This is a genomic window from Xenorhabdus ishibashii, assembly GCF_002632755.1.
In the GTDB taxonomy this organism is placed as follows: Bacteria; Pseudomonadota; Gammaproteobacteria; order Enterobacterales; family Enterobacteriaceae; genus Xenorhabdus; species Xenorhabdus ishibashii.
Window position 1 is genome coordinate 1,610,456 of the sequence record NZ_NJAK01000001.1, and the last position, 26,354, is coordinate 1,636,809.

The 26,354-nt window shown below is 37.4% G+C and carries 25 protein-coding genes and 2 pseudogenes; 16 read left to right on the top strand and 11 right to left on the bottom strand.

Annotated elements, in window-relative coordinates; all coding sequences use genetic code 11:
- Positions 1-193: 193 nt before the first annotated feature.
- Positions 194-1,099, top strand: a complete 906-nt coding sequence (locus Xish_RS07690; protein ID WP_099117359.1) for an ATP-grasp fold amidoligase family protein — start codon at positions 194-196, stop codon at positions 1,097-1,099.
- Complete coding sequence (locus tag Xish_RS07695) at positions 1,096-2,313, top strand: oligosaccharide flippase family protein (protein ID WP_099117360.1); 1,218 nt, start codon at positions 1,096-1,098, stop codon at positions 2,311-2,313. Before Xish_RS07690 ends, Xish_RS07695 begins: the two co-directional genes overlap by 4 nt.
- A 359-nt stretch (positions 2,314-2,672) precedes the next feature.
- On the opposite strand, the gene Xish_RS07700 is transcribed toward Xish_RS07695, so the two are convergent.
- Both Xish_RS07700 and Xish_RS07705 read right to left on the bottom strand, forming a co-directional pair.
- Complete coding sequence (locus Xish_RS07700) at positions 2,673-3,209, bottom strand: IS630 family transposase (RefSeq protein WP_099117361.1); 537 nt, start codon at positions 3,207-3,209, stop codon at positions 2,673-2,675.
- Positions 3,203-3,676, bottom strand: coding sequence for a helix-turn-helix domain-containing protein (locus Xish_RS07705; protein WP_208614814.1), 474 nt, complete (start codon positions 3,674-3,676; stop codon positions 3,203-3,205). Before Xish_RS07705 ends, Xish_RS07700 begins: the two co-directional genes overlap by 7 nt.
- A gap of 389 nt (positions 3,677-4,065) precedes the next feature.
- On the opposite strand from Xish_RS07705, the pseudogene Xish_RS07710 reads away from it, so the two are divergent.
- The 9 genes and pseudogenes from Xish_RS07710 to trmL form a co-directional block, all read left to right on the top strand.
- A pseudogene (locus Xish_RS07710) lies at positions 4,066-4,185 on the top strand (IS1 family transposase); the annotation flags it as partial.
- A 284-nt stretch (positions 4,186-4,469) separates the two neighbouring features.
- A pseudogene (locus Xish_RS19370) lies at positions 4,470-5,297 on the top strand (EpsG family protein); the annotation flags it as partial.
- Between the two features lie 86 nt (positions 5,298-5,383).
- On the top strand, positions 5,384-6,352 hold the full coding sequence (locus Xish_RS07725) for an IS30 family transposase (protein ID WP_099117366.1): 969 nt from the start codon (positions 5,384-5,386) through the stop codon (positions 6,350-6,352).
- Between the two features lie 51 nt (positions 6,353-6,403).
- Complete coding sequence (locus Xish_RS07730; protein ID WP_099117367.1) at positions 6,404-7,519, top strand: glycosyltransferase; 1,116 nt, start codon at positions 6,404-6,406, stop codon at positions 7,517-7,519.
- Positions 7,516-8,283: a glycosyltransferase gene (locus Xish_RS07735; protein WP_099117368.1), complete on the top strand. Its 768-nt coding sequence runs from the start codon at positions 7,516-7,518 to the stop codon at positions 8,281-8,283. The genes Xish_RS07730 and Xish_RS07735 overlap by 4 nt, the downstream gene beginning before the upstream one ends.
- 6 nt (positions 8,284-8,289) lie before the next feature.
- Positions 8,290-9,075 carry a glycosyltransferase family 2 protein gene (locus Xish_RS07740; protein ID WP_099117369.1) on the top strand — a complete coding sequence of 262 codons (786 nt, stop codon included), beginning with the start codon at positions 8,290-8,292 and terminating at the stop codon, positions 9,073-9,075.
- Complete coding sequence (locus Xish_RS07745) at positions 9,072-10,238, top strand: nucleotide sugar dehydrogenase (RefSeq protein ID WP_099117370.1); 1,167 nt, start codon at positions 9,072-9,074, stop codon at positions 10,236-10,238. The genes Xish_RS07740 and Xish_RS07745 overlap by 4 nt, the downstream gene beginning before the upstream one ends.
- Positions 10,239-10,267: 29 nt before the next feature.
- Positions 10,268-11,272, top strand: a complete 1,005-nt coding sequence (locus tag Xish_RS07750; protein WP_099117371.1) for an NAD-dependent epimerase — start codon at positions 10,268-10,270, stop codon at positions 11,270-11,272.
- A 27-nt stretch (positions 11,273-11,299) separates the two neighbouring features.
- A complete protein-coding gene (gene trmL / locus Xish_RS07755) occupies positions 11,300-11,803 on the top strand; it encodes a tRNA (uridine(34)/cytosine(34)/5-carboxymethylaminomethyluridine(34)-2'-O)-methyltransferase TrmL (RefSeq protein WP_099117372.1) in 504 nt (167 codons plus the stop codon).
- Between the two features lie 75 nt (positions 11,804-11,878).
- Here trmL and cysE read toward each other — a convergent pair whose 3' ends face one another.
- The 4 genes from cysE to Xish_RS07775 form a co-directional block, all read right to left on the bottom strand.
- The gene (gene cysE, locus Xish_RS07760; protein ID WP_099117373.1) at positions 11,879-12,700 is read right to left on the bottom strand and encodes a serine O-acetyltransferase; all 822 of its coding nucleotides are present in this window, start codon (positions 12,698-12,700) and stop codon (positions 11,879-11,881) included.
- Between the two features lie 19 nt (positions 12,701-12,719).
- Complete coding sequence (gpsA, locus tag Xish_RS07765; protein ID WP_099117374.1) at positions 12,720-13,739, bottom strand: NAD(P)H-dependent glycerol-3-phosphate dehydrogenase; 1,020 nt, start codon at positions 13,737-13,739, stop codon at positions 12,720-12,722.
- Positions 13,739-14,209, bottom strand: a complete 471-nt coding sequence (gene secB, locus Xish_RS07770; protein WP_099117375.1) for a protein-export chaperone SecB — start codon at positions 14,207-14,209, stop codon at positions 13,739-13,741. Before secB ends, gpsA begins: the two co-directional genes overlap by 1 nt.
- A gap of 75 nt (positions 14,210-14,284) precedes the next feature.
- Positions 14,285-14,722: a rhodanese-like domain-containing protein gene (locus Xish_RS07775; protein ID WP_099117376.1), complete on the bottom strand. Its 438-nt coding sequence runs from the start codon at positions 14,720-14,722 to the stop codon at positions 14,285-14,287.
- Positions 14,723-15,051: 329 nt separating this feature from the next.
- Between Xish_RS07775 and envC the strand changes: the two genes are divergently transcribed.
- On the top strand, positions 15,052-16,365 hold the full coding sequence (gene envC, locus Xish_RS07780) for a murein hydrolase activator EnvC (protein WP_099117377.1): 1,314 nt from the start codon (positions 15,052-15,054) through the stop codon (positions 16,363-16,365).
- A 14-nt stretch (positions 16,366-16,379) separates the two neighbouring features.
- Complete coding sequence (locus Xish_RS07785; RefSeq protein ID WP_099117378.1) at positions 16,380-17,438, top strand: divergent polysaccharide deacetylase family protein; 1,059 nt, start codon at positions 16,380-16,382, stop codon at positions 17,436-17,438.
- On the opposite strand, the gene tdh is transcribed toward Xish_RS07785, so the two are convergent.
- Positions 17,435-18,460 (bottom strand): L-threonine 3-dehydrogenase, encoded by a 1,026-nt coding sequence (gene tdh, locus Xish_RS07790; RefSeq protein ID WP_099117379.1) that lies wholly within the window; start codon positions 18,458-18,460, stop codon positions 17,435-17,437. The genes Xish_RS07785 and tdh overlap by 4 nt on opposite strands.
- A gap of 9 nt (positions 18,461-18,469) precedes the next feature.
- Entirely contained in the window at positions 18,470-19,666 is a 1,197-nt protein-coding gene (gene kbl, locus Xish_RS07795; protein ID WP_099117380.1) for a glycine C-acetyltransferase, read from the bottom strand.
- Positions 19,667-19,959: 293 nt separating this feature from the next.
- On the opposite strand from kbl, the gene rfaD reads away from it, so the two are divergent.
- The 3 genes from rfaD to rfaC are packed head-to-tail and all read left to right on the top strand — an operon-like array spanning position 19,960 to position 22,937.
- Positions 19,960-20,898: an ADP-glyceromanno-heptose 6-epimerase gene (gene rfaD, locus Xish_RS07800; protein WP_099117381.1), complete on the top strand. Its 939-nt coding sequence runs from the start codon at positions 19,960-19,962 to the stop codon at positions 20,896-20,898.
- A gap of 9 nt (positions 20,899-20,907) precedes the next feature.
- Positions 20,908-21,960: an ADP-heptose--LPS heptosyltransferase RfaF gene (gene rfaF / locus Xish_RS07805; RefSeq protein WP_099117382.1), complete on the top strand. Its 1,053-nt coding sequence runs from the start codon at positions 20,908-20,910 to the stop codon at positions 21,958-21,960.
- On the top strand, positions 21,960-22,937 hold the full coding sequence (gene rfaC / locus Xish_RS07810; protein ID WP_099117383.1) for a lipopolysaccharide heptosyltransferase RfaC: 978 nt from the start codon (positions 21,960-21,962) through the stop codon (positions 22,935-22,937). Before rfaF ends, rfaC begins: the two co-directional genes overlap by 1 nt.
- Here the strand turns inward: rfaC and Xish_RS07815 are convergent.
- The 3 genes from Xish_RS07815 to Xish_RS07825 form a co-directional block, all read right to left on the bottom strand.
- The gene (locus tag Xish_RS07815; RefSeq protein WP_099117384.1) at positions 22,917-23,804 is read right to left on the bottom strand and encodes a GNAT family N-acetyltransferase; all 888 of its coding nucleotides are present in this window, start codon (positions 23,802-23,804) and stop codon (positions 22,917-22,919) included. The genes rfaC and Xish_RS07815 overlap by 21 nt on opposite strands.
- Positions 23,805-24,268: 464 nt before the next feature.
- The gene (locus Xish_RS07820) at positions 24,269-25,228 is read right to left on the bottom strand and encodes a polysaccharide deacetylase family protein (protein WP_099117385.1); all 960 of its coding nucleotides are present in this window, start codon (positions 25,226-25,228) and stop codon (positions 24,269-24,271) included.
- The gene (locus tag Xish_RS07825; protein WP_099117386.1) at positions 25,225-26,322 is read right to left on the bottom strand and encodes a glycosyltransferase family 9 protein; all 1,098 of its coding nucleotides are present in this window, start codon (positions 26,320-26,322) and stop codon (positions 25,225-25,227) included. The genes Xish_RS07820 and Xish_RS07825 overlap by 4 nt, the downstream gene beginning before the upstream one ends.
- Positions 26,323-26,354: the final 32 nt, after the last annotated feature.

Consider the following 26,354-nt stretch of genomic DNA (forward strand, 5'->3'; position numbering starts at 1 on the left):
TGACCTCAAAGCGTCAAGGGACTAATCTCGTCGCTGCTTAACACAAATCGTTGGTATGTTAGTTTTTGTTAAGCAGGAAATTCCTTTTATATTAACTGGATAAGTCAAATTGTTACTATGACAGGCACTCTGGGAGCCGTAACCTAGTGCGGTAGCTTTGATATTTTTTTCGATAAAAGAAAAAGAGACTACAATGGATTTTTCAATAAAAAACATCAGGAAAAAAACATTATACTATTTATGTGGGTATTACCCCGAATTTGTAACAAAATTGTTATTCTTTAGGCGCTTTGGAAAAATACTAAATCTAAAAAAACCAATTACATTTAATGAAAAACTACAATGGTTGAAGTTAAAAGAATATAAAGACAAACCTCTCGTAACATTATGCGCTGATAAATTTTTAGTCAGGAATTATGTGGCAAATTTAGGGTGCAATAATATATTAAATGAAATTTACTACGCATGGGATAGTGTCGATGAAATAAATTGGGACGCCCTCCCTCCTAAATTTGTCCTAAAATGTAATCATGGAGCTGGTTATAACATAATATGTAAAGACAACAGTAAACTTGATGTTAACAGCACTAAAAGCATACTAAAAAAATGGATGAAACATGATTATTGGAGAAACTCTGTAGAATTATGTTACAAAAACATACCTAAAAAAATTGTTTGTGAAAAATTCATAGAAACAAAAAGTGGTACTTTACCATATGATTATAAGGTATTTTGTTTCCATGGACATCCACTTTTCGTTATGGTTTGTACAGAAAGAGAAACAGATAAACCTAAATATTATTTCGTAGATAAAGAATGGGATATACTTCCCTATGGTTTGGATTATCTAAATTTAAAAGACAAATCTCTATTGGAAAAACCAGATGGATATAGTGATCTTTTCCACTACGCAGAAATATTATCTAAACCTTTTCCATTTGTAAGAGCTGATTTTTATCTAAATGATGGCCAGATAATTTTCGGTGAATTAACTTTCACACCAGCAGCAGGCCTCGATATAGAACTAAACAACGAGAAAGTTCAGAATGTGGATAAGTTAATTGGTGATCTATTAGATATACATAAAATACATTTATGAATGCAAAGAAAGAAATAGCAAACAATATAATAAGCTTAAGTTCAATTAATATATTAGGGATATTAATCCCTATAATGACTATGCCCGTATTAGCTAAGTCATTAGGTAGTAATTTATATGGGCAATACTTATTATTCATGACCATTATAGTATTTGGACATACTATAATCGACTATGGTACACAATATACAGGTATCAGAGAAGCGTCCAAAGCACGCCATCATAAAAAATGGATAAAAATCATTTATGATGGTCATCAAGGAACAAGATGGATATTATCAACACTTTATATTTTTGCCTGCATTCTATATAGTTATTTACTTAAAATGGATTTTATTTTTAATTGGATAATATTTGGAGGCATACCATACTTCTTAGGGTACATTTTAAGCAGCTCTTGGTTCTATCAAGCTGTAGGAAAGTCGAAAGAACTAATTTTATATTTTATATTCCCACGGATAATAAATTTAATTACTATAGTTATATGCGTAAAATCACCTTCAGATATAACATATGCTGTTTATTCATCCACATGGCCAATTTTAATAAGTGGAATAATTCTTTTTATTAAAATTAAAAATAATTATAAATTAAGTATAATAAACCTCTCATCCAGTCAGTTTTTTTTCAAGCGGGGATTTAATTCCTTCATTGGAATTTTATTACCAAACTTATATAATTCGTTACCAACTATAATTATGGGTGGATTATTTAAGCCTTCAGAATTTGCAAAATTTGCAATTGCAATCAGATTATCAGGAATAGCTATAACAGTTCAAGAAATCATTGCAAAATCCATATATCCATTACTTTCCAGAACAAAGGGAAATCATGTAAATAAAATAATAAAAATAAATTCATTACTATCCATCCCTATTATAATAGTAATATTATTATTTGGCGAAAAAATTATCACAATACTTTTAGGAAATGAATATTCGAAAAACATTTATTTAAATATATTGATTGTAAGTATTTTTTTTATAGGACTCAGTAATTCTTATAGCGAAGGCTACTTTTTACCAAAAGGATTTGACAAAATATATAGAAATATATCCATAAGGATTTCTTTGGTATCATCTTTATTATCTGCTATATTAATATATAAATATCAGATAACCGGAGGAGCAGTTGCAATTGCAATTGCCCGAATACTTTTCTTTATAGATTACCGAGTTAATTATATAAAAATCATCAAACTAACTCAAAAATAACAACTCCGGCTAAACTAAGGATAACATACACTATAAACAATTAGATAAAATATAGGAAGGTAACAGATTTTCGATCATATATAGAATAGTTAGTTACTGTAGTATGGCTTTGCCTTTTTCAAGGTGAAACGTGGCTAGAGTTGATATTTATTATCGTTATTGTCACAAATCAATCAATGCCATTCGTGTACTAAAAAATCGTCACCCGTTGAAAACGCTTAAAAACTCCCCGGAACGTGACCTACCTCCCTTTTGATGAGAATGACATTCAGCTCATTTGTGAAATGGATGGGTCAAGAATTCAAGGTGTGTATCATGAATTTCATTGTATTGCATCTAATACTGTTTAAAGTAAGTAATCAAGAAAAATTAATTGCAAATTGATCACCATAACCTTCCAAGAGCGTATGTAGCTCATACTCCATGGTATCTTGAGTCCAGGTGATAAAACGTCGCCAGTGATATTTGGCTTGTTTCCAGACGATTTCAATCAGGTTTAGCTCTGGACTGTAGGCGGGAAGATAAAGTAAAAGCAGGTTGTGTTCTTGTAACCAGCGATGTCTAATTTTTTCCGCGATCCCATGGTGGATACGCGCATTATCCAACACTAAAAATGTCAGGCGCTTGTCCCCTTGTTTAGCGACCTGCTCTAAAAAATCAATCACATCAGCTCGCGTAATACTACCTGACGCTGTCTGGTAAAACAGTGTGTTGTCCGTATAATTTAACGCCCCCAGGACTGACCATCTGCCATGGGCTTGAGGCTCAGTCTCATGGGGCTTATCCCGTGGACTCCAACCATATTGCACCGGCGGAGACGCGGCAAAACCGGCCTCATCAAAATAGACCAGACGGTAATGGCCTAACTGTGCCCCGGTCTTAATTTTGCTCAGCAAGGTGGATTTTTTCGCAAACTCCGTTTCATTGCGCTTTTTTTAAGCGACAGGCGGGTTCGTTTATAGGTGAGTCCCGGCTTTTTCAGGGTATTCACCAGCGTTTCAAGCGTACAGGGCAGGGAACCATGCCTTGCCTCAACGCACTGAGCTATTCGGGCGAGCGTCAGGGACTCTGCGCTGGCCGCTTCGACCGCAGTGGCAATCATTTCAGGCGTCATGGCGAGATACCGGCCGCCGGCATGACCCCCTAATAATCCGGCAATCCCGGAATGGTGCCATGTGTGAACCCAGTTGTAGATAACCCGGAGACTGCATCCTATCTCAGCGGTGATCTGGGACGGCTTGACGCCTCTGGCAAGCATGAGCAAACCCGTTCCTCGCGTACGGACGTCTCGGTGTAGGTGATTCAAGGCCAGTTGTTGTAATGTCATTCGTTCAGGCTCAGAAAGTGTTATCTTCGATTTCATAAGAACAGGTGGAAAATCGGGTTATCGGGTTATCGGGTTATCGGGTTATCGGGTTATCGGGTTATCGGGTTATCGGGTTATCGATTATAACAGTAATGCAGATAATTTATCTTATTAACTTAATATAAATTGCTTTACCTCCTTAACAGTAAGGTTGTGCTGCAATCAAAGCTTTCAACACATTGAATACATAACCCTATGATTTGCAACGTTTGGTTTATTTTGGAAAATCCGGCATTCATGCCTTTTAATTCCGGTATGTGATGAAAAAGAGATGAGTTTATTTTTCCCCCTGAAAAAGCAAGAAAAAGTTATACACAATAAGGTCATTTATTGGAGTGCAAAATTGATCTTATTTTTTATATTGAGAGTTTTTAGAGGTTCCCTTAAATTTGACCTTACGTAACCGAATTCATCGTTTGAATCGTAAGACACTGGGTTATTCAAAATCGATTAGAATGCATAATAAAATTATCAGTATTTTCATCAAACGAAAACATTATAACTAAGCAAATCAATATATTGAATACATGACCGCACCCATAAAAACATTTAATTTAACAGGTAAATAAATGTATATTTTTGTACTTACATTCTGTACATTATATCTTTATATTATAAAAAAATATAAAGATAATTTCATATTATTACTCATCCCTTTTTTGGTTTATTTTTTAACCGCCGGGCTACAGTATAATATTGGTTCAGATTATTTTTCCTATATTAATATATATAATAATCAATGGCTTATCGATAAATATTATAATTCAGGCGAGTATATTTTTTTTACGCCAACAAGATATTATATTATTTAAATATGCCAGCACAATCTATATTTTTATTATTTTCGTTTTTCCAATCAATATTCATATTTCATTTTTTAAAAAGAATAGGGAGAATGGGATTTACTTTGTGGATTTTTTTTCTTATATTTTTTACTGTTTCAAATATATATCACAACCAACTAAATGGAATTAGACAGTATGCAGCATTAACTCTACTTCCGTTTTTAACACTACTAATTTTTGAAAAAAAGTATATAAGTTTCCTCATAGGATGCATAATTTCCATGAGCTTCCATTTATCCGCATTCATATTTTTTATTTTTTACCCTCTCAGATGGTTTTATTTATACCTTAGAAGGTACAATTTTATACTCTTTTTATTATGCATACCCTTATATTTTTACCTTACAAAGCTAGCCCCAAATATTATAGATCACATAAGCCCTAATTATTCTTTCTATCTTAAGAGCAAGTACGCAGAACCAACTGAATTGATAAATATTCTAACAAAAGTTTATTATTTGCCTCTAATATTTCTTTTTTTCTTTGTTTACAAAGAAAAAAATAGTAACTATTTCGACTTCTGCATTTTTATTTTTTCACTAACGTATTGGTCATTTTTAATGGGTATGAATATAGGATTACTATCGAGAATATCAAGTTATTTTTGGTTTTTCATTTTATTCCCTAACTATTATTTAATAAAGTATTACCAACATAGAGAGAGAAAGATAGAATCATATTGTATAATATTATACTGTTTAATTCCATACTTATTAAAAGTAACCATTTTTGCAAAAAATGAGTATATATATAATAGCTATTTATTTAATTGACCTTGGATTCGACTAATAAGCGCAATTTCTGAGAAAGGCGGTCAGTTGCTATAGTAGGCATCTTTCTCGCCAAAGGAAAATGCACTATGGCCTATATGCAACTGACCGAAATAGAAAGATATCAGATTTTCAGTTTAAAAGAAGCCGGTTTTACACAACGTTTTATTGCAACGTCGCTTAATCGAGCCCCATCAACGATTAGCCGCGAATTGAAAAGAAACCGGGAAGCCCAGAAATACTGCCCTAAACAAGCCCAAATTAAAGCTTCAGAGCGCCGCCGTACTGCGGTAAAAGCCGTCAAAGTGACACCGGAGATAACAAAGTGGATTAAGCAGTTAATTTGGCAAGATTTAAGCGCTGAACAAACCGTCGGTTATCTTAAAAGGGAGAAGATAATATCCTTGCATCATGAAACCGTGTATAGATTGATTTATAAGGATAAAATTAATGGTGGTGATTTATGGCAGCACCTTAGGATTGCTAAAAAACCGTATCGTAAACGCTATGGAAGTGATGAGCGCAGAGGAAAAATCAAAAATAGAATCAGTATTGAGCATCGCCCAAAAATTGTTGATAAAAAGCAGCGTATTGGTGATTGGGAAGGGGATACTATCGTTGGAAAAGATCATAAAAGTGCATTATTAACCTTAGTTGAACGTAAATCGTTATTTACTGTCATCATTAAACTTGAAGATAAAACAGCGGAAGGTGTTGCAAAAGCGACAAAAAGGAATTTATCAAATATAAAACAAAAGGTTAAAACCATCACCTTTGATAATGGATTGGAGTTTGCCGAACACGAACTCATCAGTAAAAATTTAGAGTCCAAGATTTATTTTGCCCACCCTTATTCCCCCTGGGAAAGAGGAATCAATGAGAACACCAATGGACTAATCAGAGATTACTTCCCAAAAGGAACCGATTTTAATCAGGTATCAGAGCGGGAGATAAATCTCGTCGCCAATCGATTAAATAAACGCCCTCGGAAAATTCGAGATTATAAAACACCGGATGAGCTATTTAAAGGAATACCCACTCGTTTACTTCGTTTATAACGGTGTTGCACTTATTATGTGAATGCAAGGACTATATATAAAGGATATGACATGACTAAAATTGCATTTTTCTTACCAAATTTTATGCAAGGTGGTGCTGAAACGGTGACAGTAAGTATAGCTAATTTTATTGCAGAAAATAATCTGAATGCAAAAATATACTTCCTTGTAGCATCTACTCATGGCCCTTTAAAAGGTAAAATAAACTCAAGAATAAATATATTGAATTTAAATTGCAAAAAAACACTATTTTCTCTGATGCCGATATCAAAATTTCTACTCAAAGAGAAACCTGATGTATTATTTTCAACTCTAAAAGAGAATAATGCAATCTCTATCTTAGCCAAGATAATTACATTATCTAAGACTAAAATCGTTATTAGAGAAGCTAATACTTTAAGTTCTGAATTTAGTAGAGAAAAAAACATCTTACAACAAATAAAAAAAATCTTAGTAAAGTACTTATATCCCAAAGCAGATTTAATCATAGCATTATCCAACCATATGAAGAAAGATATAATCTCTTTTATAGGGAAAAATAATGTTAACATAAGTGTAATTTATAATCCAATTAATATGGATTATATACATAAATTATCATTAATTAAGAATGAGGATTATATAGAGTTTAACAAAACTAGAAAAAATATAGTTTCTATTGCAAGGCTATATAAATCTAAAGGATATTTAACCATATTAGAAGCGTTAGCATTATACAAAGAAAAAAATAATAATTTCCATTTTTATGCTATTGGAGATGGCCCTGAAAAAAAACAACTAAAAGATTTTTCTAATAAATTAGGATTATCAGAACATGTTTCATTTTTAGGATTTAAGGAAAACCCATTTAACTTACTAACGCAAGCTGATTGTTTCATTCTTGCATCACTTTATGAAGGAATGCCAAATAGTTTACTTCAAGCTATGGCTCTAGACATTCCCGTCATTTGTACCAACAGCCCAGGAGCTTCAGCAGAAGTATTGGGATATGGTAGTTATGGAAAACTTATTGAGATTAGTGATAGTATAAATCTAAGCAAAAATCTAGACGATATATTATCAAATGACTACAAAGCAAATACCAAGAAAGTGATTTTAGAGCGACATAACCATGAAGTAATATTAACAAAATATATGAATTCTATTCTGGGTATATTAAAGAAATGAGAATTGAGATATTGATTTCCACATTAAATGATGGACTGTTTGATATAAAAATTAATGAAAAATATATTTATTTAATAGTTCATCAAATTACTCTTCATGAAAAAATAGGAGTATATGAAAAGTATTTTTTAGAAAAATTAAAAAATAATAATGTTAGGTATATACAGAGTAACACTATAGGGCTTAGTAAAAGTAGAAATATCGCTCTTAAAAACTCTGTTGGTGATATTTTATGGATTATGGATGATGATGTGGAAATATTGGAAAGCACCCATGACAAAATAATAAACAGTTATAGAAACACATCATATGATATATTAATATTAAATCATACAACTGCAAAAAATAAAACATCATCATATAATATAAAACAATATAAACATAATATAATATCCTCTGCTAAAATTCATTCAATAGATATCAGTTTTAGAAAAAAAATCAAAGAAAAAATACTTTTTGACGAAAGTTTTGGACTGGGCACAAAACTTCCATCAGGCGAAGAATACATATTCATTACAGATGCTATAAAAGCAAACTTTTCTGTTTATCAAACTAATATTATTGCATCAGCCCATCCTAACATATCTTCTGGAGTTGATTTCTATAGTACAAAAGAAAAAATAATTGCAAAAAGGAAAATGTTAGATAGGATTTTTAGAAAATTAAGCCTAATATTAACTATATTATTTATTTTTAAAAAAACCATCTTATTAATAAAAAAGAAAAAACTTTTATCATTTATAAGATACGCATTATTCAAGTGAGTTACTATGCCTACCATCTCTATTATAACCCCAATGTTTAATGCAGAGAAATATATAAAGAAAACCATTACCTCAGTATTAAACCAAACCTTTGAAGACTGGGAGTTAATTATTATTGATGATAACTCTTCAGATAAATCATGCCTAGTAGTCGAACAATTCTCAATTAATAATAAAAAAATAAAATTACTCCGTTTTTCAAAAAACAATGGTGCTGCAATCTCACGAAGAGAGGCCATTAAATTAGCCACAGGACGTTATATAGCTTTTTTAGATTCCGATGATATTTGGCATGAATCTAAGCTTAAAATTCAATTAGAATTTATGAGAAAAAATAAAGTTTCATTTTCATATGGAGATTACTATATATTTAAAGATAATATATTAAATAAACTAGGGGAATTCAAGGCTAAACATAGAGTATCCTTCGCTGATATTTGCCTATCTTGTGATATTGGTTGTTTAACCGTAATGATCGATAGAAAAAAAATATCTGATATAACAATTCCATTATCACCTAAAGAAGATCTGGCCACATGGTTAACAATTTTGAAAGACAAAAATATCATTGCACAAAAATACCCAGGAACGTTAGCTTATTATAGAATATCTGAAAACAGCCTATCCGCCAACAAAATAAAAGAAATAAAAAAACAATTTTATGTTCTAAAAAAAATAGCAAACCTTAATATAATAAAGGCTATTTATTGCCTTTCTATATATATTTTAAAAGGAATTTTAAAACATTACACAAAATATAATAATCTAAAGAAAAAATCGGGGGATATATGAAAATAACAATTTCTGGTACTGGGTATGTCGGTCTTTCAAATGGAATTCTTCTTTCTCAGAAGAATAAAGTAATTGCCTTAGATATCAATGAAGAAAAAATAAAATCACTCAAAAATAAAAAATCACCTATTTATGATGCTGAAATAGACCAATATTTGAGAAGTAGAAAACTAGATTTCACAGCAACTTTAGATAGAAAAGTTGCATATAAAGATGCAACTTTTGTCATTATTGCTACTCCTACAGATTACGACCCAAAAACTAATTATTTTAATACCAAATCAGTAGAGTCTGTTATTGAAGATGTATTAGAATACAATCCCTCTGCAACGATGGTAATCAAATCAACCATTCCAGTTGGCTTTACCAAACAAATGAGAGAGAAATATCAAACTGATAATATCATTTTCTCACCTGAATTCTTGCGTGAAGGCCGTGCTCTTTATGATAACCTCTATCCATCCAGAATTGTTGTCGGTGAACGTTCAGAACGAGCAAAAATATTTGCCAATCTTCTTATTGAAGGTGCAATCAAAAAAAATGTTCCTGTTCTTTTTACCAACTCAACTGAAGCCGAAGCGATAAAACTCTTCGCCAATACTTATCTTGCTATGCGTGTAGCTTATTTTAATGAACTTGATAGCTATGCTGAAGCTAAAGGATTAAACTCACGCCAAATCATTGAAGGTGTATGCTTAGATCCACGCATTGGTAATCATTATAATAATCCATCTTTTGGTTATGGTGGTTATTGTCTTCCAAAAGATACGAAACAATTATTGGCGAATTATCAGGAAGTACCAAATAATATTATTGGAGCAATTGTAGAAGCTAATCGAACGCGTAAAGACTTTATTTCCGACTCTATCATCAGTAAAAACCCCAAAATAGTTGGCGTTTATCGTCTTATTATGAAATCAGGTTCGGATAATTTCAGAGCTTCTTCAATTCAAGGAATAATGAAACGAGTTAAAGCTAAAGGTATTGAGGTCGTAATTTTTGAGCCTGAAATGAAAGAAGACAACTTCTTCAATTCCAGACTAATCCGTGATTTAAATGAATTCAAAACTATATCTGACGTTATTATTTCAAATCGCATGTCTGTAGATTTAAAAGACGTAGAATTTAAAGTATATTCACGCGATCTTTTTGGAAATGATTAATTTATTCAAACTATAATATCTGGATTATTATGAAATATTTAGTCACAGGTGCAGCAGGATTCATTGGTTTTCATTTAATAAAAAAACTTATAAAAAATGGTAATCATGTTATTGGAATTGATAATATCAATGATTATTATGATGTGTCTTTGAAAAAATCAAGGTTAGAAGTTTTATCTAACCTTAATAATTTCAAGTTCATATTTATGAATGTTTCTGATAGAAATTCAATTGAAGAACTATTTACAAATAATAAATTTGATCGTGTTATTCATCTTGCTGCTCAAGCTGGTGTACGATATTCTTTAATTAATCCCTACTCTTATTCTGAAAGTAATCTATTTGGATTCTTAACTATCCTTGAAGGTTGTCGCCATAATAGTGTTGATCATTTAGTATACGCATCCTCAAGTTCTGTATATGGCTTAAATGATCAACTTCCATTCTCCACCTCCGACTCAGTGGATCATCCAGTTTCACTATATGCCGCAACAAAGAAAGCTAATGAGTTAATGGCTCACAGTTATTCTCACCTATATGGTCTTCCGACGACTGGACTGAGATTTTTTACTGTTTATGGTCCATGGGGAAGACCAGATATGGCTCTATTCAAGTTTACAAAAGCAATATTGAACCACGAACCCATAGATGTTTATAACAATGGTCAATTGAGCCGTGATTTTACATATATCGATGATATTGTTGAAGGTATTACAAGAATTTCTGATGTTATACCTGTTTCTAATAATTCTTGGACACCCAAAATCGGCAATCCGGCAAATAGTTCAGCGCCTTATAAAATATATAATATTGGTAATGGCTCCCCAGTCAACTTAATGGATTATATTAACGCTTTAGAAAACAGCTTAGGTATTAAAGCAATTAAAAACATGCTTCCAATGCAACCTGGCGATGTTTACTCAACGTGGGCCGATACTGAAGATCTATTTAAAGCAACTGGCTATAAACCTTCTACTAATATATCGGACGGAGTGGAACAATTTATTCAATGGTATAAACAATATTACCTTTGAACTACTTCGAATAAACACTAGAATGCTATGCTAAACATCGTCCTATTCGAGCCAGAAATCCCGCCTAATACAGGCAATATCATCCGCTTGTGTGCCAACACAGGCTGTCAGCTTCATCTCATTCAACCTTTGGGTTTTACATGGGATGACAAACGCCTGCGTCGTGCAGGGTTGGACTACCATGAATTTGCTAATATCAAACAACATCACGATTACAACGCTTTCCTGGAAAGTGAAGGGCTTAGTTCCGTCAATTCACAGTCTCCTTCTGGAGCCCGTCTGTTTGCCTTAACCACAAAAGGTACTCCGGCGCACAGTAATGTGAGTTATCGTGATGGTGATTACTTAATGTTTGGCCCGGAAACTCGTGGCTTGCCGTCTTATGTATTAGATAACATGCCACCTGAACAGAAGATCAGAATTCCCATGCTGCCAGATAGCCGTAGCATGAATCTGTCCAATTCTGTCGCAGTGGTTGTGTTTGAAGCATGGCGGCAACTAGGCTATCCAGGTGCGTTATTGCGGGATTAAGATTAATAGGACATTCAGCACGGATTATGCGCTGAATGTCCTATCTATTAGTGCTCATAAGAAAAGAACAGAATTTCAAATCCCATCCCCATTCTCAAATCCATTATTGATACCATTAAAATGCTGGTTCATATCCAGCGATGGCTTCTCACTTTCCGGTTTACCAACAATCCTCGCCGGTACACCCGCCACTGTGGTATGAGGTGGAACCGATCTTAATACCACCGATCCTGCCCCAATTTTTGCACCGCGGCCAATCTCGATATTACCGAGGATCTTAGCTCCCGCACCAATCATCACCCCTTCACGTACTTTCGGGTGTCGATCCCCTACCGTTTTACCCGTACCACCAAGCGTCACAGATTGCAGAATGGAAACATCATTTTCAACAATCGCTGTTTCACCAATCACAATTCCAGTTGCATGATCTAGCATAATGCCACAACCAATCCTCGCTGCAGGATGGATATCAACCCCGAACGAAACTGAAACCTGGTTTTGCAGATAGATTGCCAATGCTTTGCGATCTTGTTTCCACAGCCAATGTGCAATGCGGTAAGCCTGTAGTGCATGGAAGCCCTTAAGATAGAGCAATGGGGTCGAATATTTATCTACTGCCGGATCGCGCAGTCGTACAGCTTTGATGTCACAGGCTGCCGATTCAATCATCTTAGGATCACTGCGGTATGCATTTTCAACGACTTCTCTGACTTCAATGGGAGGCATAATCGGTGATGCTAACTTATTTGCCAGCATATAGCTTAGGGCACTACCAAGATTTTCATGCTTGAGTAATGTCGCATGAAAAAAACTGGCTAACATGGGTTCACAATCTGCCAGAGCTTTCGCTTCATTTTTTATATTTTCCCAGACTTCGTTAAGTTCTGATCGCGACATATCAGCATTCCCATTTTACTTAAGAGTGAGAGCGTTCTCCCTCTTCTCTTGTAGCCCTTCCCAATAATGTTTGGGCAGCCTCAATCACATTTTTATTGCAATACAGTATCTGGTAGATCTGCTCTGTGATAGGCATTTCAACGCCCGTTCGTTCCGCCAAAGCACGGACTTCTTTAGTATTGCGGTATCCTTCAACAACTTGCCCAATCTCACGTTGTGCTTCATCAACACCAATACCTTTTCCCAGCATCATGCCAAAACGACGATTACGGGATTGGTTATCAGTGCAGGTCAGGACTAAATCACCCAATCCAGCCATTCCCATGAATGTAGAAGGATCTGCCCCCAACGCCACGCCAAGACGGCTCATCTCGGCTAACCCTCTGGTGATCAATGCCGTGCGAGCATTAGCTCCAAATCCCATACCATCAGAGATCCCTGCACCAATTGCAATAACATTTTTTATTGCCCCACCGAGCTGCACACCAATAAAATCCGGATTTTTGTAGACTCGAAAGCTTTTGCCACAATGGAAAAACTGTTGAAGTTCTTCACTAAACTCAGGCGTTGTGGCAGAAACAGCAATCGCTGTTGGTAAACCTGCTGCTAACTCTTTTGCGAATGTCGGGCCAGAAACTACAGCCAAGGGAATTTCATCACCTAATATCTCACGGGCTACATCTTGTAATAAGCGCCCAGTTTCCGCTTCAAGCCCCTTGGTAGCCCAAACAATGCGGCTATCCTGTTGTAAATATGGTTTTATCTGCTGTAAGACATCACCGAAAACATGGCTGGGAACCACTACCAATATATTACAACTGGCTGAAATAGCACTTTTTAGGTTGGATTCAACCAATAAGCTATCAGGAAAAGCAACATCCGGTAAAAATGCCTGATTACAACGCGCTTGTTGCAACGCATTGACGTGCTCAGGGTTATGCCCCCAAAGCACAACATCATGCCCATTGCGAGCCAACGTAATGGCTAAAGCGGTGCCGTATGAACCGGCACCGATTACTGTCATAGAAGCAGTATTCATTAGGCTTCCTGTGCAGCCTCATTAGGCTGAGATTCAGCCTGCTGTTGCAGATAATTCATGAACAAGGCATCAAAGTTAACAGGAGCCAGGTTCAGTTGTGGGAAAGTACCACGACTTACCAAGCTGGTGATGCATTCACGGGCGTATGGGAACAGGATGTTCGGGCAGTATGCACCTAAGCAATGTGCCAACTGGGTTCCTTCAATACCATCAATAGAGAAAATACCCGCTTGCTGAACTTCACACAAAAACGCTGTTTCTTCTTCCAATGTCGCCGTGACGGTAACACGCAGAACAACCTCATAAACTCCCTGAGCCAATTCACTGGAAGCAGTGTCCAGATCCAATTTAACTTCCGGCTGCCAATCCTGCTGGAAAATCTGAGGGGCTTTCGGTGCTTCGAAAGAAATATCTTTCGTGTAAATACGCTGGATCTGGAAAGCCATTTCTGTGTTGTTTTGTTCTGACATAATAATGTTTACCTTTTTCTGATGTCCTTACTAAACTTTTCAAGAATGCAAGCATACTACTTGCACCTAAGTTCTTTATTTCTTGCCACGAGCCAATGGCAGATTTTCACCCGCCCAACCAGCAATTCCCTCTTTCAGGGAATAGACCTGCTCAAAGCCCAAACGAACCAGATTTTCCGCTGGTGTTCTGGATTCCAGCCCATTCGCTGAAACTACGATAACAGGCTGTTTTTTATGTTTCTCCAACTCACCTAAATTGCTGTCTTTAATTTCAGATGGCGTCAGGTTAACGGAACCAATAATATGCCCTCTGCGAAAATCGTCACGGGAGCGTAAATCCACGACGATAGCTTCTTCCTTGTTGATGAAATGGATGGCCTGAGCACGGGTGATCTCTTTACTCTTGGAGAACACACTTTTTACCGTCATGACAATGACAGCCACCAGCAATGCAATCCAGACAAGGCTCAGGATCGTGTTCCGGCTAATAAATTGCATGATTTCTTGCAGCATGGAGGGCAACAACTCCCGTTAGTTAATAACAAATATCTAAGGTAGAAGAGTATACCTGTGTGTTGCATCAATTACAGCCAATTAGCATCAATACAATGCAGATTTTGCGGAGAGTTTCGAGAAAAATTAAAAAACATACCGAGAACGACTTGATTGTCATACATCAATAAAATATTTCATGTAACACTGGTTCAAGGCAGGATTTTCGACAATAAATGGACTAAATTAACTAAAACTTATATTAATAATAAAAAACAATCTGTTCTCTGGTCAGGTGCAATTCCTCATGAAATAATCAGGCGCTATGTAGCAGCAGGGTACTCAATAAGATGGCTGAAAATAAGGATCTCAAGAGCCGTAAGAATCGGCAAAGGCAATACAAACTGCAAAATAAAATCAGAGTGTTAAAACTCTGTGCCTTGTTGTTCACCTTTATCAGTTTCAGTACAAATACTTTCGCCAATCCAATTTCAGAGAATAAGAATCAGCTCAAAGATATTCAGCAGAATATTGCTGAGAAAGAGAAAAGTGTAAAACAGCAACAAGAACAACGTACAGATCTGCTTAACCAATTAAAAGAACAAGAAAGTACTATCTCAGAAGTGGGACGCTCACTACACACAACACAGACTCGTCTAAATAAACTAGAAAACGACATTTCATCGTTAAATGCCAATATCAAACGCCTGCAAACACAGCAAAAGGAGCAACGTCAATTACTTGCCAACCAATTGAATGCTGCATTCCGGCAAGGAAATCATCAGGGCCTAGAGTTGTTGCTCAATGGACAAGAAAATCAGCGAAAAGAACGTATTCTCGCCTATTACAGTTACTTGAATCAGGCACGTCAGGAAGCTATCGCCACACTGCAAAAAACAACTGAAGAACTCAACCAGCAAAAAAAATTGCAACTCGAAAAACAAAGTGAACAGAAAGCGATACTGACCAGCCAAAAGCAGCAAAAGCAAAAGATGGAAACTGCCCGCACTGCGCGGCATAAGACATTAACGGTTCTTGAATCTTCATTGAAAAAAGATCAACAAAGCCTGGCAGAACTTCGGCAGAATGAAACCAGATTGAGAGACAAAATTGCCAAAGCTGAGCGAGAAGCCAAATCGCGTGCTGAACGTGAGGCACGTGAAGCAGCTCGTGTTCGTGCCCAAGTTGCTGCTAAACAAAAACAAGCTCAACAAAAAGGTTCCAGTTATAAACCAACAGAAGAAGAACGTGCTCTCATGGCACGAACTGGCGGTCTTGGACGCCCTGCAGGCCAAGCAATCTGGCCAGTACGCGGTCGTGTCATCCATAGTTTTGGTGAAACGATACAAGGTGAACTTCGCTGGAAAGGGATTGTTATTTCAGCAGCAGAAGGGACAGAAGTCAGGGCAATCTCAGATGGACGTGTATTACTGGCAGACTGGCTGCAAGGCTATGGTTTGGTTGTCGTGATCGAACATGGTAAAGGCGATATGAGCATTTACGGTTATAACCAGAGCACATTGGTCAGTGTTGGGCAACAGGTTCGGGCTGGCCAGCCAATAGCTTTGGTTGGCAGCAGCGGCGGGCAACAACAGCCTTCACTGTATTTCGAAATCCGCCGTCAAGGACAAGCTGTTAACCCATTACCGTGGTTAGGGAAATAGGACAGGAACAAAGCATGGTGAAGATGCGGTATCGATTAATAAAGCGGGTTAATGCATTGACTCTTTTATCTTGGATACTGCTATTCTTCACGACATTGCTATTGACTTTAAATGTACAAGCTGCACGTTTAGCCATCATCATTGATGATGTTGGCTATCGTGTTAGTGAAGAAAACAAAATCTTACAAATGCCGGTTGCGGTTTCTATCGCAATCCTACCTAACTCCCCGTACGGCAGAAAAATAGCAGAAAAGGCTCATCAACAAGGGCGGGAGATTTTAATCCACTTGCCTATGGCACCATTAAGCAAACAACCGCTGGAAAAAAATACACTCCATCCAGCCATGAGCAGAAACGAAATTGCTCGTATTATTCAAGATGCGATACAGAAAGTTCCCCATGCTGTTGGTATGAATAATCATATGGGCAGTGCAATGACATCTAATTTCGGTGGCATGGAAAAGGTAATGCAAGTGTTATCCCATCACCATCTCTATTTTCTGGACAGTGTGACAATAGGTAATACACAGGTCACCAAAGCGGCAATGGGAAGCACGGTTCCTGTGATCCGTCGAAATGTGTTTTTGGATAATATCCAAACCGAAGCCGAAACACGGCATCAACTTAACCGTGCGATAGCCCTCGCCCGTAAACGCGGTTCTGCCGTTGCAATTGGGCATCCACATCCCACGACTATACGCGCCTTACAGCAAGCAATTGCAACATTACCTGATGATATTGCACTGGTAACACCCAGTATGTTGTTAGGTCTACCGATAGTCAAAAACGCTCATCAAACTGTACGTAAGTGCGTAAAACCCCATGAACCACCTGTACCAGCCACTCAATTGGAATATCTCAAGATGGTAAAAAAGGCATTATCTGACAATGTCATCTTTAATGCCTTAAATCGATACATGCAAAAACGCTTGGGCAACCATCCAATACAGGATTCAGGCAAGCCAGAAGTAAAACAAACAACGGAAAACAAAGCGGCAAGTAAATCAGGAGAACCACCAAAAGCCGATCAAACAGGCGTCCTAAAAACCAAAGACACCTGCACCAATTTTTAATCCCAATTTAAGATAACTTTGCCAGATTGCCCTGAACGCATGACATCAAAACCTTTCTGGTAATCATCAACCGAAAATTGGTGAGTGATAATCGGGGATAAATCCAGACCAGATTGGATCAACGCCGCCATCTTGTACCAAGTTTCGAACATTTCACGTCCGTAGATCCCCTTGATAAATAATCCCTTAAAGATGACCTGATTCCAATCTATCGCCATGTCCGAAGGCGGTATCCCCAACAGAGCAATACGTCCACCGTGATTCATGGTATTGAGCAAAGTACCGAACGCTGGCGGTGCTCCTGACATTTCCAAACCGATATCAAAACCTTCTGTCATTCCCAGCTCTGCCATGACATCAGTCAGGTTTTCTTTGCTGACATTCACGGCACGGGTAACCCCCATTTTGCGAGCCAGCTCAAGACGGTATTCATTGACATCCGTAATCACGACATGACGAGCACCAACATGCTTACACACCGCTGCTGCCATAATCCCGATAGGGCCAGCGCCTGATACCAGTACATCTTCCCCCACCAGATCAAAAGACAGCGCAGTGTGTACTGCATTGCCAAATGGATCAAAAATCGCAGCCAGCTCATCGGGTATATTGTCCGGGATCTTAAAAGCATTAAATGCGGGAATAACCAGATATTCAGCAAAGGCTCCTTCACGGTTTACACCAACTCCAGTGGTATTACGGCATAAATGGGTACGCCCGCCACGACAGTTACGACAGTGACCACAGGTGATATGGCCTTCACCGGATACGCGATCACCAATCTTGAATCCTTTGACTTCCTGACCAATCGCAACGACTTCACCGACATATTCGTGCCCGACCACCATCGGGACAGGGATCGTTTTTTGCGACCAATCATCCCAGTTATAGATGTGAACATCCGTTCCACAAATGGCAGTTTTACGGACTTTGATCATCACATCATTGTGCCCAAGTTTTGGTGTGGGCACATCGGTCATCCAGATACCTTCTTCTGGTTTTAATTTAGATAATGCTTTCATAATGAAACCTTAAGCAATGACATCCAATTGTTTGCCAATACGTATAAATGCAGCCACCACACGTTCAATCTGCTCTTCCGTATGAGCGGCTGAGATCTGGGTTCGAATACGTGCCTGACCTTTAGGAACAACCGGATAGAAGAAACCAATCACATAAATCCCTTCTTTCAATAGTTCTGCGGCGAATTCCTGTGCCAGTTTCGCATCACCCAACATAACAGGGATGATGGCATGGTCAGCTCCTGCCAAAGTAAAACCGGCTGCCGTCATTTTTTCACGGAACAAATTCGCATTTTTCCAGAGACGCTCACGCAGATCATCGCCATTTTTCAACATATCCAACACTTTGATCGATGCGGCAACAATGGCTGGAGCTAACGAGTTAGAGAACAGATATGGACGTGAACGCTGGCGCAACCATTCAACAACTTCTTTACGCGCAGCAGTATATCCACCGGATGCGCCACCCAGCGCCTTACCAAGCGTACCGGTGATGATGTCAATACGTCCCATAACATCACAGTATTCATGTGTGCCACGACCATGCTTACCAACAAAGCCAACCGCATGTGAATCATCCACCATGACTAGTGCACCGAATTCATCAGCCAAATCACAGATGGATTTCAGGTCAGCAATGACACCGTCCATTGAAAATACCCCGTCAGTTGCGATCAGGATATTCTGCGCACCTTCTGCTTGTGCTTTTTCCAACTGTGCTCTTAATTCTTGCATGTCATTATTGGCATAACGGTAACGTTTTGCTTTGCATAAACGGATGCCATCAATGATGGAGGCATGGTTCAAGGCATCAGAGATAATGGCATCTTCTGGCCCAAACAGGGTTTCGAACAGACCGCCGTTTGCATCAAAGCACGAGGAGTACAGAATGGCATCTTCCATACCCAAAAATTCAGCAATCTTATTTTCTAATTCTTTATGGGAATCTTGCGTACCACAGATAAAACGAACGGATGCCATACCAAAACCGTGGCTATCCATGCCTGCTTTTGCAGCCGCAATCAGGTCAGGATGATTGGCCAAGCCTAAGTAGTTATTAGCACAAAAATTAATGACTTGATTACCTTCAGCAACCGCAATATTGGCATCCTGCGCAGAAGTGATGATACGCTCACTTTTGAATAATCCTTCGGAACGGGTTTGCTCCAACTGCTCAGTAATTTTCTGGTAAAACGATGCTGACATTTTTCTCTCCTGAATCCCTAATTAAGTGAAAGGCGTGATGTATCTTACTGATAGATCTTGCCAGTGACGACACAACGAAAAAGAGAATATCAACTTTGTAAAGCTGATCACGCCCCAGAGTCTGGTATACAGCAATATTTCAGGATATTCCTCTGCTTAAGCTACTGTCGTCAGTAGGGTTAAGTGCTATTATACGCAGCAAAGATATACCCAATAGATGTCAAGTTGTAGTAATAAAACTGCGATTTACGTAAAGTCGGTTATAGTGAATTAACTATTTAGAGGTGAGCCAAATGATTATTGTCACTGGTGGCGCAGGGTTTATTGGCAGCAATATTGTCAAGGCACTGAATGATGAAGGCTATAAGGATATTCTGGTTGTTGATAACCTAAAAAACGGCACCAAGTTCGTCAATTTGGTTGATTTGGATATCACCGATTATATGGATAAGGAAGACTTTATCGCCAGCATCGTTGCAGGTGATGATTTGGGTGATATTGATGCTATTTTCCACGAAGGTGCTTGCTCATCCACAACAGAATGGGATGGTAAGTATATGATGGACAATAATTATCAATACTCCAAAGATGTGTTGCATTATTGCCTTGAGCGTCAAATTCCCTTCCTGTACGCCTCCTCTGCGGCTACTTATGGTGGCCGCAGTGATAATTTCATTGAAGAGCGCCAATATGAAAAACCGCTCAATGTTTATGGCTACTCCAAGTTCCTGTTTGACCAATATGTTCGTGATATCCAGCCCCATGCAGATTCCCAAATTTGTGGCTTTCGTTATTTCAATGTTTACGGGCCGCGCGAAGGACATAAAGGCAGCATGGCGAGTGTTGCCTATCATTTAAACAATCAGATTCACCAAGGACAGAATCCGAAGTTATTTGCCGGCAGTGAAAATTTCCGCCGCGATTTTATCTATGTCGGCGATGTTGCCGCCGTCAATCTGTGGTGCTGGAAAAATAGCGTTTCCGGCATTTTTAACTGTGGAACAGGTCGTGCTGAATCTTTCCAGTCTGTTGCAGATGCAGTGATTGAATTCCATAAAGAAACATCTCCAACTGTGGAATACATCGACTTTCCAGAAAAATTAAAAGGTCGTTATCAGCGTTTTACTCAAGCAGATCTGACAAAACTTCGTGCCGCTGGCTATCAAAAGCCGTTCAAGACGGTTGCCGAAGGCGTCGCTGAATATATGCAATGGCTCAATCAGGATAATTGATCGATTTCTATGAAGATATTGGTGCTCGGCCCATCATGGGTAGGTGACATGATGATGTCACAAAGCCTCTACCGGACTTTGAAAGATTTATACCCCAATGCAGAAATTGATGTAATGGCGCCAGCATGGTGCCGTCCATTGCTGGCAAAAATGCCAGAAGTGCATCAGGCATTGGCCATGCCGCTTGGTCATGGTGCCCTTGCCTTGGGTGAGCGCCGACGCCTTGGGCTGGCATTACGTGAAAATAGATACGATCGTGCTTATGTATTGCCTAACTCATTCAAATCTGCGCTGGTACCTTTCTTCGCCAATATCCCGCTACGTACAGGCTGGCGTGGTGAGATGCGTTACGGACTACTAAATGATATCCGAGTCCTAAATAAAAATGCTTTCCCACTTATGGTTCAACGCTACGTCGCTCTCGCCTATGAAGGGAAAAACATGCGTAGTGCAGATGATCTTCCACAACCTTTATTATGGCCGCGATTAAGTATCAATGACGAAGATATTGCAGAATCAACCTCGGCTTTCAATATCTCTGATCACCGCCCTATTATTGGTTTCTGCCCTGGTGCCGAATTTGGCCCAGCCAAACGCTGGCCACACTATCACTATGCTGCTCTTGCTGAACAGTTAATTACCCAAAAAGGCTATCAAATTTTGCTGTTTGGTTCTGACAAAGATCATCAGGCAGGTGAAGATATTCGCGCACTTTTAAGCGATGATGCCCGCGAAGATTGTCTTAATTTGGCTGGAAAAACCTCACTTGAACAAGCGGTAAATGTCATCGCCGCATGTGATGCTATCGTCACAAACGACTCAGGTTTGATGCATGTAGCGGCGGCCTTAAACCGTCCTCTGGTGGCATTATATGGGCCAAGTAGCCCAGATTTTACCCCGCCATTATCGAGTAAAGCTGAAGTGATCCGTCTGATTACGGGCTATCACAAAATCAGAAAAGGCGACAGCGATGGCGGTTATCACCAAAGCCTGATCGATATTCAACCTGAAAGGGTTTTATCTTCATTAGAAAAACTGCTACAGGCGGAGAGCCAAAATTAATGCGTGTTTTACTGGTAAAAACATCTTCTATGGGGGATGTATTACATACTCTGCCAGCACTAACAGATGCAGAACAGCAGTTTCCTGACATTCAATTTGATTGGGTCGTGGAAGAAGGGTTTGCCCAAATTCCAACCTGGCACAATGCTGTCGGCAATGTGATCCCCGTAGCTATTCGCCGTTGGCGAAAAAATTGGTTCAGAAAAGATATTCGTGAAGAACGAGCGCTGTTCCGGCAACAACTGCAACAATATCAATATGACGCCATTATTGACGCGCAAGGTCTATTGAAAAGTGCTTTTTTGGTAACCCGATTAGCACATGGTCCAAAGCATGGTTACGATCGAAAAAGTATCCGTGAACCCATCGCCAGCTTCTTCTATGATCATTGTCATGCTGTCAGCAAGCAACAGCATGCAGTTGAGCGCATTCGAGCGTTATTTGCTGATAGTTTGAGCTATAAAAAACCGTCAGAGCAAGGTGATTACGCCATCGCCCGCCATTTTTTGCACCAACAAACCAGTAACCAAAATCACTATCTCGTTTTCCTCCATGCAACAACGCGTGATGAAAAACATTGGCCTGAAGATCATTGGCGACAGCTTATCGCAAATATCCAGACAACAGGTATACGCATCAAATTGCCCTGGGGTGCCGAGCATGAATATCAGCGGTCATTAAGGTTGTCAGAAGGGTTTTCCCATGTTGATGTTCTGCCAAAACTGACTCTGGCTGAAATTGCGCATGTTCTCGCAGGGGCACAAGCCGTAGTTTCCGTTGACACGGGATTAAGCCATCTTACAGCAGCACTTGATCGACCCAATATCACGCTATTTGGGCCGACTGATCCTGGCTTAATTGGTGGATATGGTAAAGAGCAACATCCCCTAAAATCGACGGATAATACAATGCAAGGTATTACTCCAGAAGAAGTTATGTTGCTCTTGTTGGGCAAGTTAAAAAATCACTTTGCCTAGTGGCAATGTTTCACACCAACGACTTTTGTATTCAAGAGTAGGATTACCCAATGAGTAGCGCATCGTTTTGTCTCTCTGCTGACATAATGCCTTTGCTTCTTGGGTATTCACCCACATCAAGATACTGCCAACACTAAGATGAGCATATTCAGGATCATAACCTCCATTAATGGCATCAAAAGAAACCCATTTTGGACTATCGGCCCACAAGACAAGATCGTAAGCACAAGGTTTGCCGTTAATCAGCAACACATTGCCAAATATATGCTCACGAAGCTCAGTATATATCTCAAGGAGATGCTTTTTTTGCTCTTCAGAATGACTATAATCCCAACGCTTTTGGTATAGATCGATATAAATATCCACCAAGTCTTCTGCACTGAATTCACTTGAAGGACGAATTTCTCCTCCCGCACGCCTAAATTTGTTGATTTCGTTACTACGATTACGGCGAGTTTTATAAGAAAAACTGTCTTTGATTAGGCAAACTTTTCGTTTACTCAATAAGGAGTGAAAGCTGGTATTAATAAAATTATTTTTGTGGATTACAGATAATCTTTTTGATTTTACAGGTAAAAACAGTTTTGCATCCGCTGCAATAGGAAAAATAATTTCATCATATGAAACTGGGTATCTGGATTGCATTTTTTCAATCAATTTATTGTTTTTAAAAGAAAAATAAGCTCCTTGAATTGCAGGATCTGTTTTCTTGATATAAAAGCAAAACTGCTCATCAAGATGTTTATCCAAAAATTTTATAATATTGGGATGTGCTAATGTACAACCACCAAAAAGAGCATGCGCTTCTTTATATTGTTCAAAACTGCATTCTTTCCATCCTGAAAAAAGAGATTTTAATTTTTCCATAATTCCTCATAAAATATGATATCACTAAAATTAAACCATAAAAAATAAACACATCACTCTATTTTAAATTGGGGTAAAAATAGAAAAAAATTACATTTAAAAGAAAGTATCATATTTAACCTTATCTTTAAACGGATTAAATATAGTGAAAACTTTATCTTCATTAACTCTATTTTTAATAAAATTTTCTGTATTACCATTACTAATAGATAAATGAGTTTCTTCTTTTAACAAAAATTTCGCTTTATACGCAGTAAAAAGAGATAAATGTATCCACGAGAACAAAACCAATTATCATTATTTTTTTGCAACCATAATATATTTCAATAAATTAACATTTATAAAAAAATTCATTACATTAATGGGGTAACTAAAAACAATATATCGTTCAATAAATAATCTCATGGTTTTTTCTTAAAAAAGTTCACAATTAAAAGTGAACCCAAGAGATAAGGATTTAACACTCATTGTTTAAATTTCAATCTATAATACTCAGCTAACGTCATTCCCTGTACCAAAGGCTGCAAAAATGCAAATAACTCTTCCAGATCCTGATAAAGCTGCTCAATTTTTTCTTCATTATGAAAAGTCGGGCTACCACCAGGCATAAATTCAGAGGAATGCAACATAAACTCAACATAATCACTACCAGATGCCAACATTTTCTGGACAACGGTTTTCATTTGCGCCAAATTTCCGCCTTTCGGTCGCAACCAATTAACCGATGGAGAACGCTGTTTTCCTCTTAATTGATCATATTTCTGCTTAATAAAGTTCATAACTATTGAGTGCTTATATTGAATGCTCATCGGTACTTGCAATAACGGAGAATCCCCTTCTTTGGAAATATCCTGCAAATCCATAAAATAAGCATGATCAGGAAAACGGCTATAATCTGTTCCACCATTTCCATTAGGATCGCCCTTGGTAAAGTTCCAATTAACTTTTGGTGTAACAGAACAATCTACTTGATACCCATATTCAACCAATAATTGCGCATAATACTCATTAAATGCCCAACGACCAGCCCGATGACTCAGCATTTTTGTCTGGAGCTTCTCTTCCAAGAGGTTAGTCATGAAAGAAACTTTTGCTTTTATTTGCTCTTCAGGATACTCAATCAAATATGGCTTATAACGCATGTCATCGTTAGTAAGGGGAACAATAGGTGGACTATTCCAGGCATGTAAATGCATACCAATTTCACCCTTATTTCTGGCGATCACATCCTTGGCAAATTCGATATAGCTATCATCCATTGCCATTTCATAGTTAGTTAACCAAACGGGTTTGAATCCAAAACGCTCACATAAGTTCTGAAATCGTGGTAAATATTGCGTATTTTTGGTAGAGATTTGCTCGCTGTTTTGCCAAAGGTTATCACCTTCAGTATCAATTGTGATGATGAATGCAGATTTACTCATGATAAAGTTAGCCTAGTTAAGAAAAAATCTATCTTGTCCAAAATAACATGTAATGGTATTTCACTAATCTTACTATTAATTTCCTTTTGAGTTAACTGAATAGCATTTTTATTTCCCGGCCCCCACACATTATTGTTAACAAAATTTCCATGCTTGTCATTACCATATAATGCAACTATATTCTTTTCATATGCTGCAGCCACATGTACAATTGATGTATCTGGTGAAATAACTAAATCAGAATATTTTATAATCTCCACGGCAGAAAGAAAATCATCAAATGGATTAATTATATAACCATTTAAATGTGAGATAGTTTTTAATTTATCACTCTTTCCAATCAATATAATATTAGTTGATGGATATGATTCTCTAATATAGGATATGATTCCTATTAGTTGCTCTTCTGAAAGATCTCTTTTTTCTGTAGCGGAAAAAGGATTAATAACAATAGTTACTTTTCCAGATAACTTTATATAAAAATCATGAACTTTATCTTGAGTGATCTTCGGAACATGTATATTATATTGCATATTAAAGTCATAAATCCCCATATTATTCATAAGAACTTTATATCGTTCAGTAATATGAGATTCATATTGAAAATATTTTATGCTCTTATTATATATATTAATTTTATCCTTATTGAATCCTAATACATTTTTAGCGTTGATGAGTCGTATAAACAATAAATAAATGACAGAAATTTGATCTCCCATATCAATGACAAGATCATAATTTTCTTTTTTTAATGCCAAGCCGAGTTTTATTATATCTCTAGTTTTATCCGGATAAAAATAAACTTTATTTATGTATGTATTATACTCAATAACACAATAATTGGAGCAACCTGATAATACATGTAACTCAATCCCTCTCTCAGATAATGCTCTGAATATGGGGGTAGAAACTATCATGTCACCAATTTTATTATCATCTCGTAAAAAAAGAACTTTTTTTACGCTATTAACATGAAATTGATTCATTTTCCATGTGTCAATAAAAATTTTAGCAAAATTAAACTTTAATTTTTTAAAAAAATAATTTTTTTTTCTATTTATTGCCCGTAATTTTTGGAATTTTTTATAACTCATATAAAATATCTCAAAAAACAATTCTAGTAATA

Coding starts and splice junctions, on each gene's coding strand:
- Xish_RS07690 (WP_099117359.1), top strand. CDS start 194: ATGGATTTTTCAATAAAAAACATCAGGAAAAAAACATTATACTATTTA.
- Xish_RS07695 (WP_099117360.1), top strand. CDS start 1,096: ATGAATGCAAAGAAAGAAATAGCAAACAATATAATAAGCTTAAGTTCA.
- Xish_RS07705 (WP_208614814.1), bottom strand. CDS start 3,676: ATGAAATCGAAGATAACACTTTCTGAGCCTGAACGAATGACATTACAA.
- Xish_RS07725 (WP_099117366.1), top strand. CDS start 5,384: ATGGCCTATATGCAACTGACCGAAATAGAAAGATATCAGATTTTCAGT.
- Xish_RS07730 (WP_099117367.1), top strand. CDS start 6,404: ATGACTAAAATTGCATTTTTCTTACCAAATTTTATGCAAGGTGGTGCT.
- Xish_RS07735 (WP_099117368.1), top strand. CDS start 7,516: ATGAGAATTGAGATATTGATTTCCACATTAAATGATGGACTGTTTGAT.
- Xish_RS07740 (WP_099117369.1), top strand. CDS start 8,290: ATGCCTACCATCTCTATTATAACCCCAATGTTTAATGCAGAGAAATAT.
- Xish_RS07745 (WP_099117370.1), top strand. CDS start 9,072: ATGAAAATAACAATTTCTGGTACTGGGTATGTCGGTCTTTCAAATGGA.
- Xish_RS07750 (WP_099117371.1), top strand. CDS start 10,268: ATGAAATATTTAGTCACAGGTGCAGCAGGATTCATTGGTTTTCATTTA.
- trmL (WP_099117372.1), top strand. CDS start 11,300: ATGCTAAACATCGTCCTATTCGAGCCAGAAATCCCGCCTAATACAGGC.
- cysE (WP_099117373.1), bottom strand. CDS start 12,700: ATGTCGCGATCAGAACTTAACGAAGTCTGGGAAAATATAAAAAATGAA.
- gpsA (WP_099117374.1), bottom strand. CDS start 13,739: ATGAATACTGCTTCTATGACAGTAATCGGTGCCGGTTCATACGGCACC.
- secB (WP_099117375.1), bottom strand. CDS start 14,209: ATGTCAGAACAAAACAACACAGAAATGGCTTTCCAGATCCAGCGTATT.
- Xish_RS07775 (WP_099117376.1), bottom strand. CDS start 14,722: ATGCTGCAAGAAATCATGCAATTTATTAGCCGGAACACGATCCTGAGC.
- envC (WP_099117377.1), top strand. CDS start 15,052: ATGGCTGAAAATAAGGATCTCAAGAGCCGTAAGAATCGGCAAAGGCAA.
- Xish_RS07785 (WP_099117378.1), top strand. CDS start 16,380: ATGGTGAAGATGCGGTATCGATTAATAAAGCGGGTTAATGCATTGACT.
- tdh (WP_099117379.1), bottom strand. CDS start 18,460: ATGAAAGCATTATCTAAATTAAAACCAGAAGAAGGTATCTGGATGACC.
- kbl (WP_099117380.1), bottom strand. CDS start 19,666: ATGTCAGCATCGTTTTACCAGAAAATTACTGAGCAGTTGGAGCAAACC.
- rfaD (WP_099117381.1), top strand. CDS start 19,960: ATGATTATTGTCACTGGTGGCGCAGGGTTTATTGGCAGCAATATTGTC.
- rfaF (WP_099117382.1), top strand. CDS start 20,908: ATGAAGATATTGGTGCTCGGCCCATCATGGGTAGGTGACATGATGATG.
- rfaC (WP_099117383.1), top strand. CDS start 21,960: ATGCGTGTTTTACTGGTAAAAACATCTTCTATGGGGGATGTATTACAT.
- Xish_RS07815 (WP_099117384.1), bottom strand. CDS start 23,804: ATGGAAAAATTAAAATCTCTTTTTTCAGGATGGAAAGAATGCAGTTTT.
- Xish_RS07820 (WP_099117385.1), bottom strand. CDS start 25,228: ATGAGTAAATCTGCATTCATCATCACAATTGATACTGAAGGTGATAAC.
- Xish_RS07825 (WP_099117386.1), bottom strand. CDS start 26,322: ATGAGTTATAAAAAATTCCAAAAATTACGGGCAATAAATAGAAAAAAA.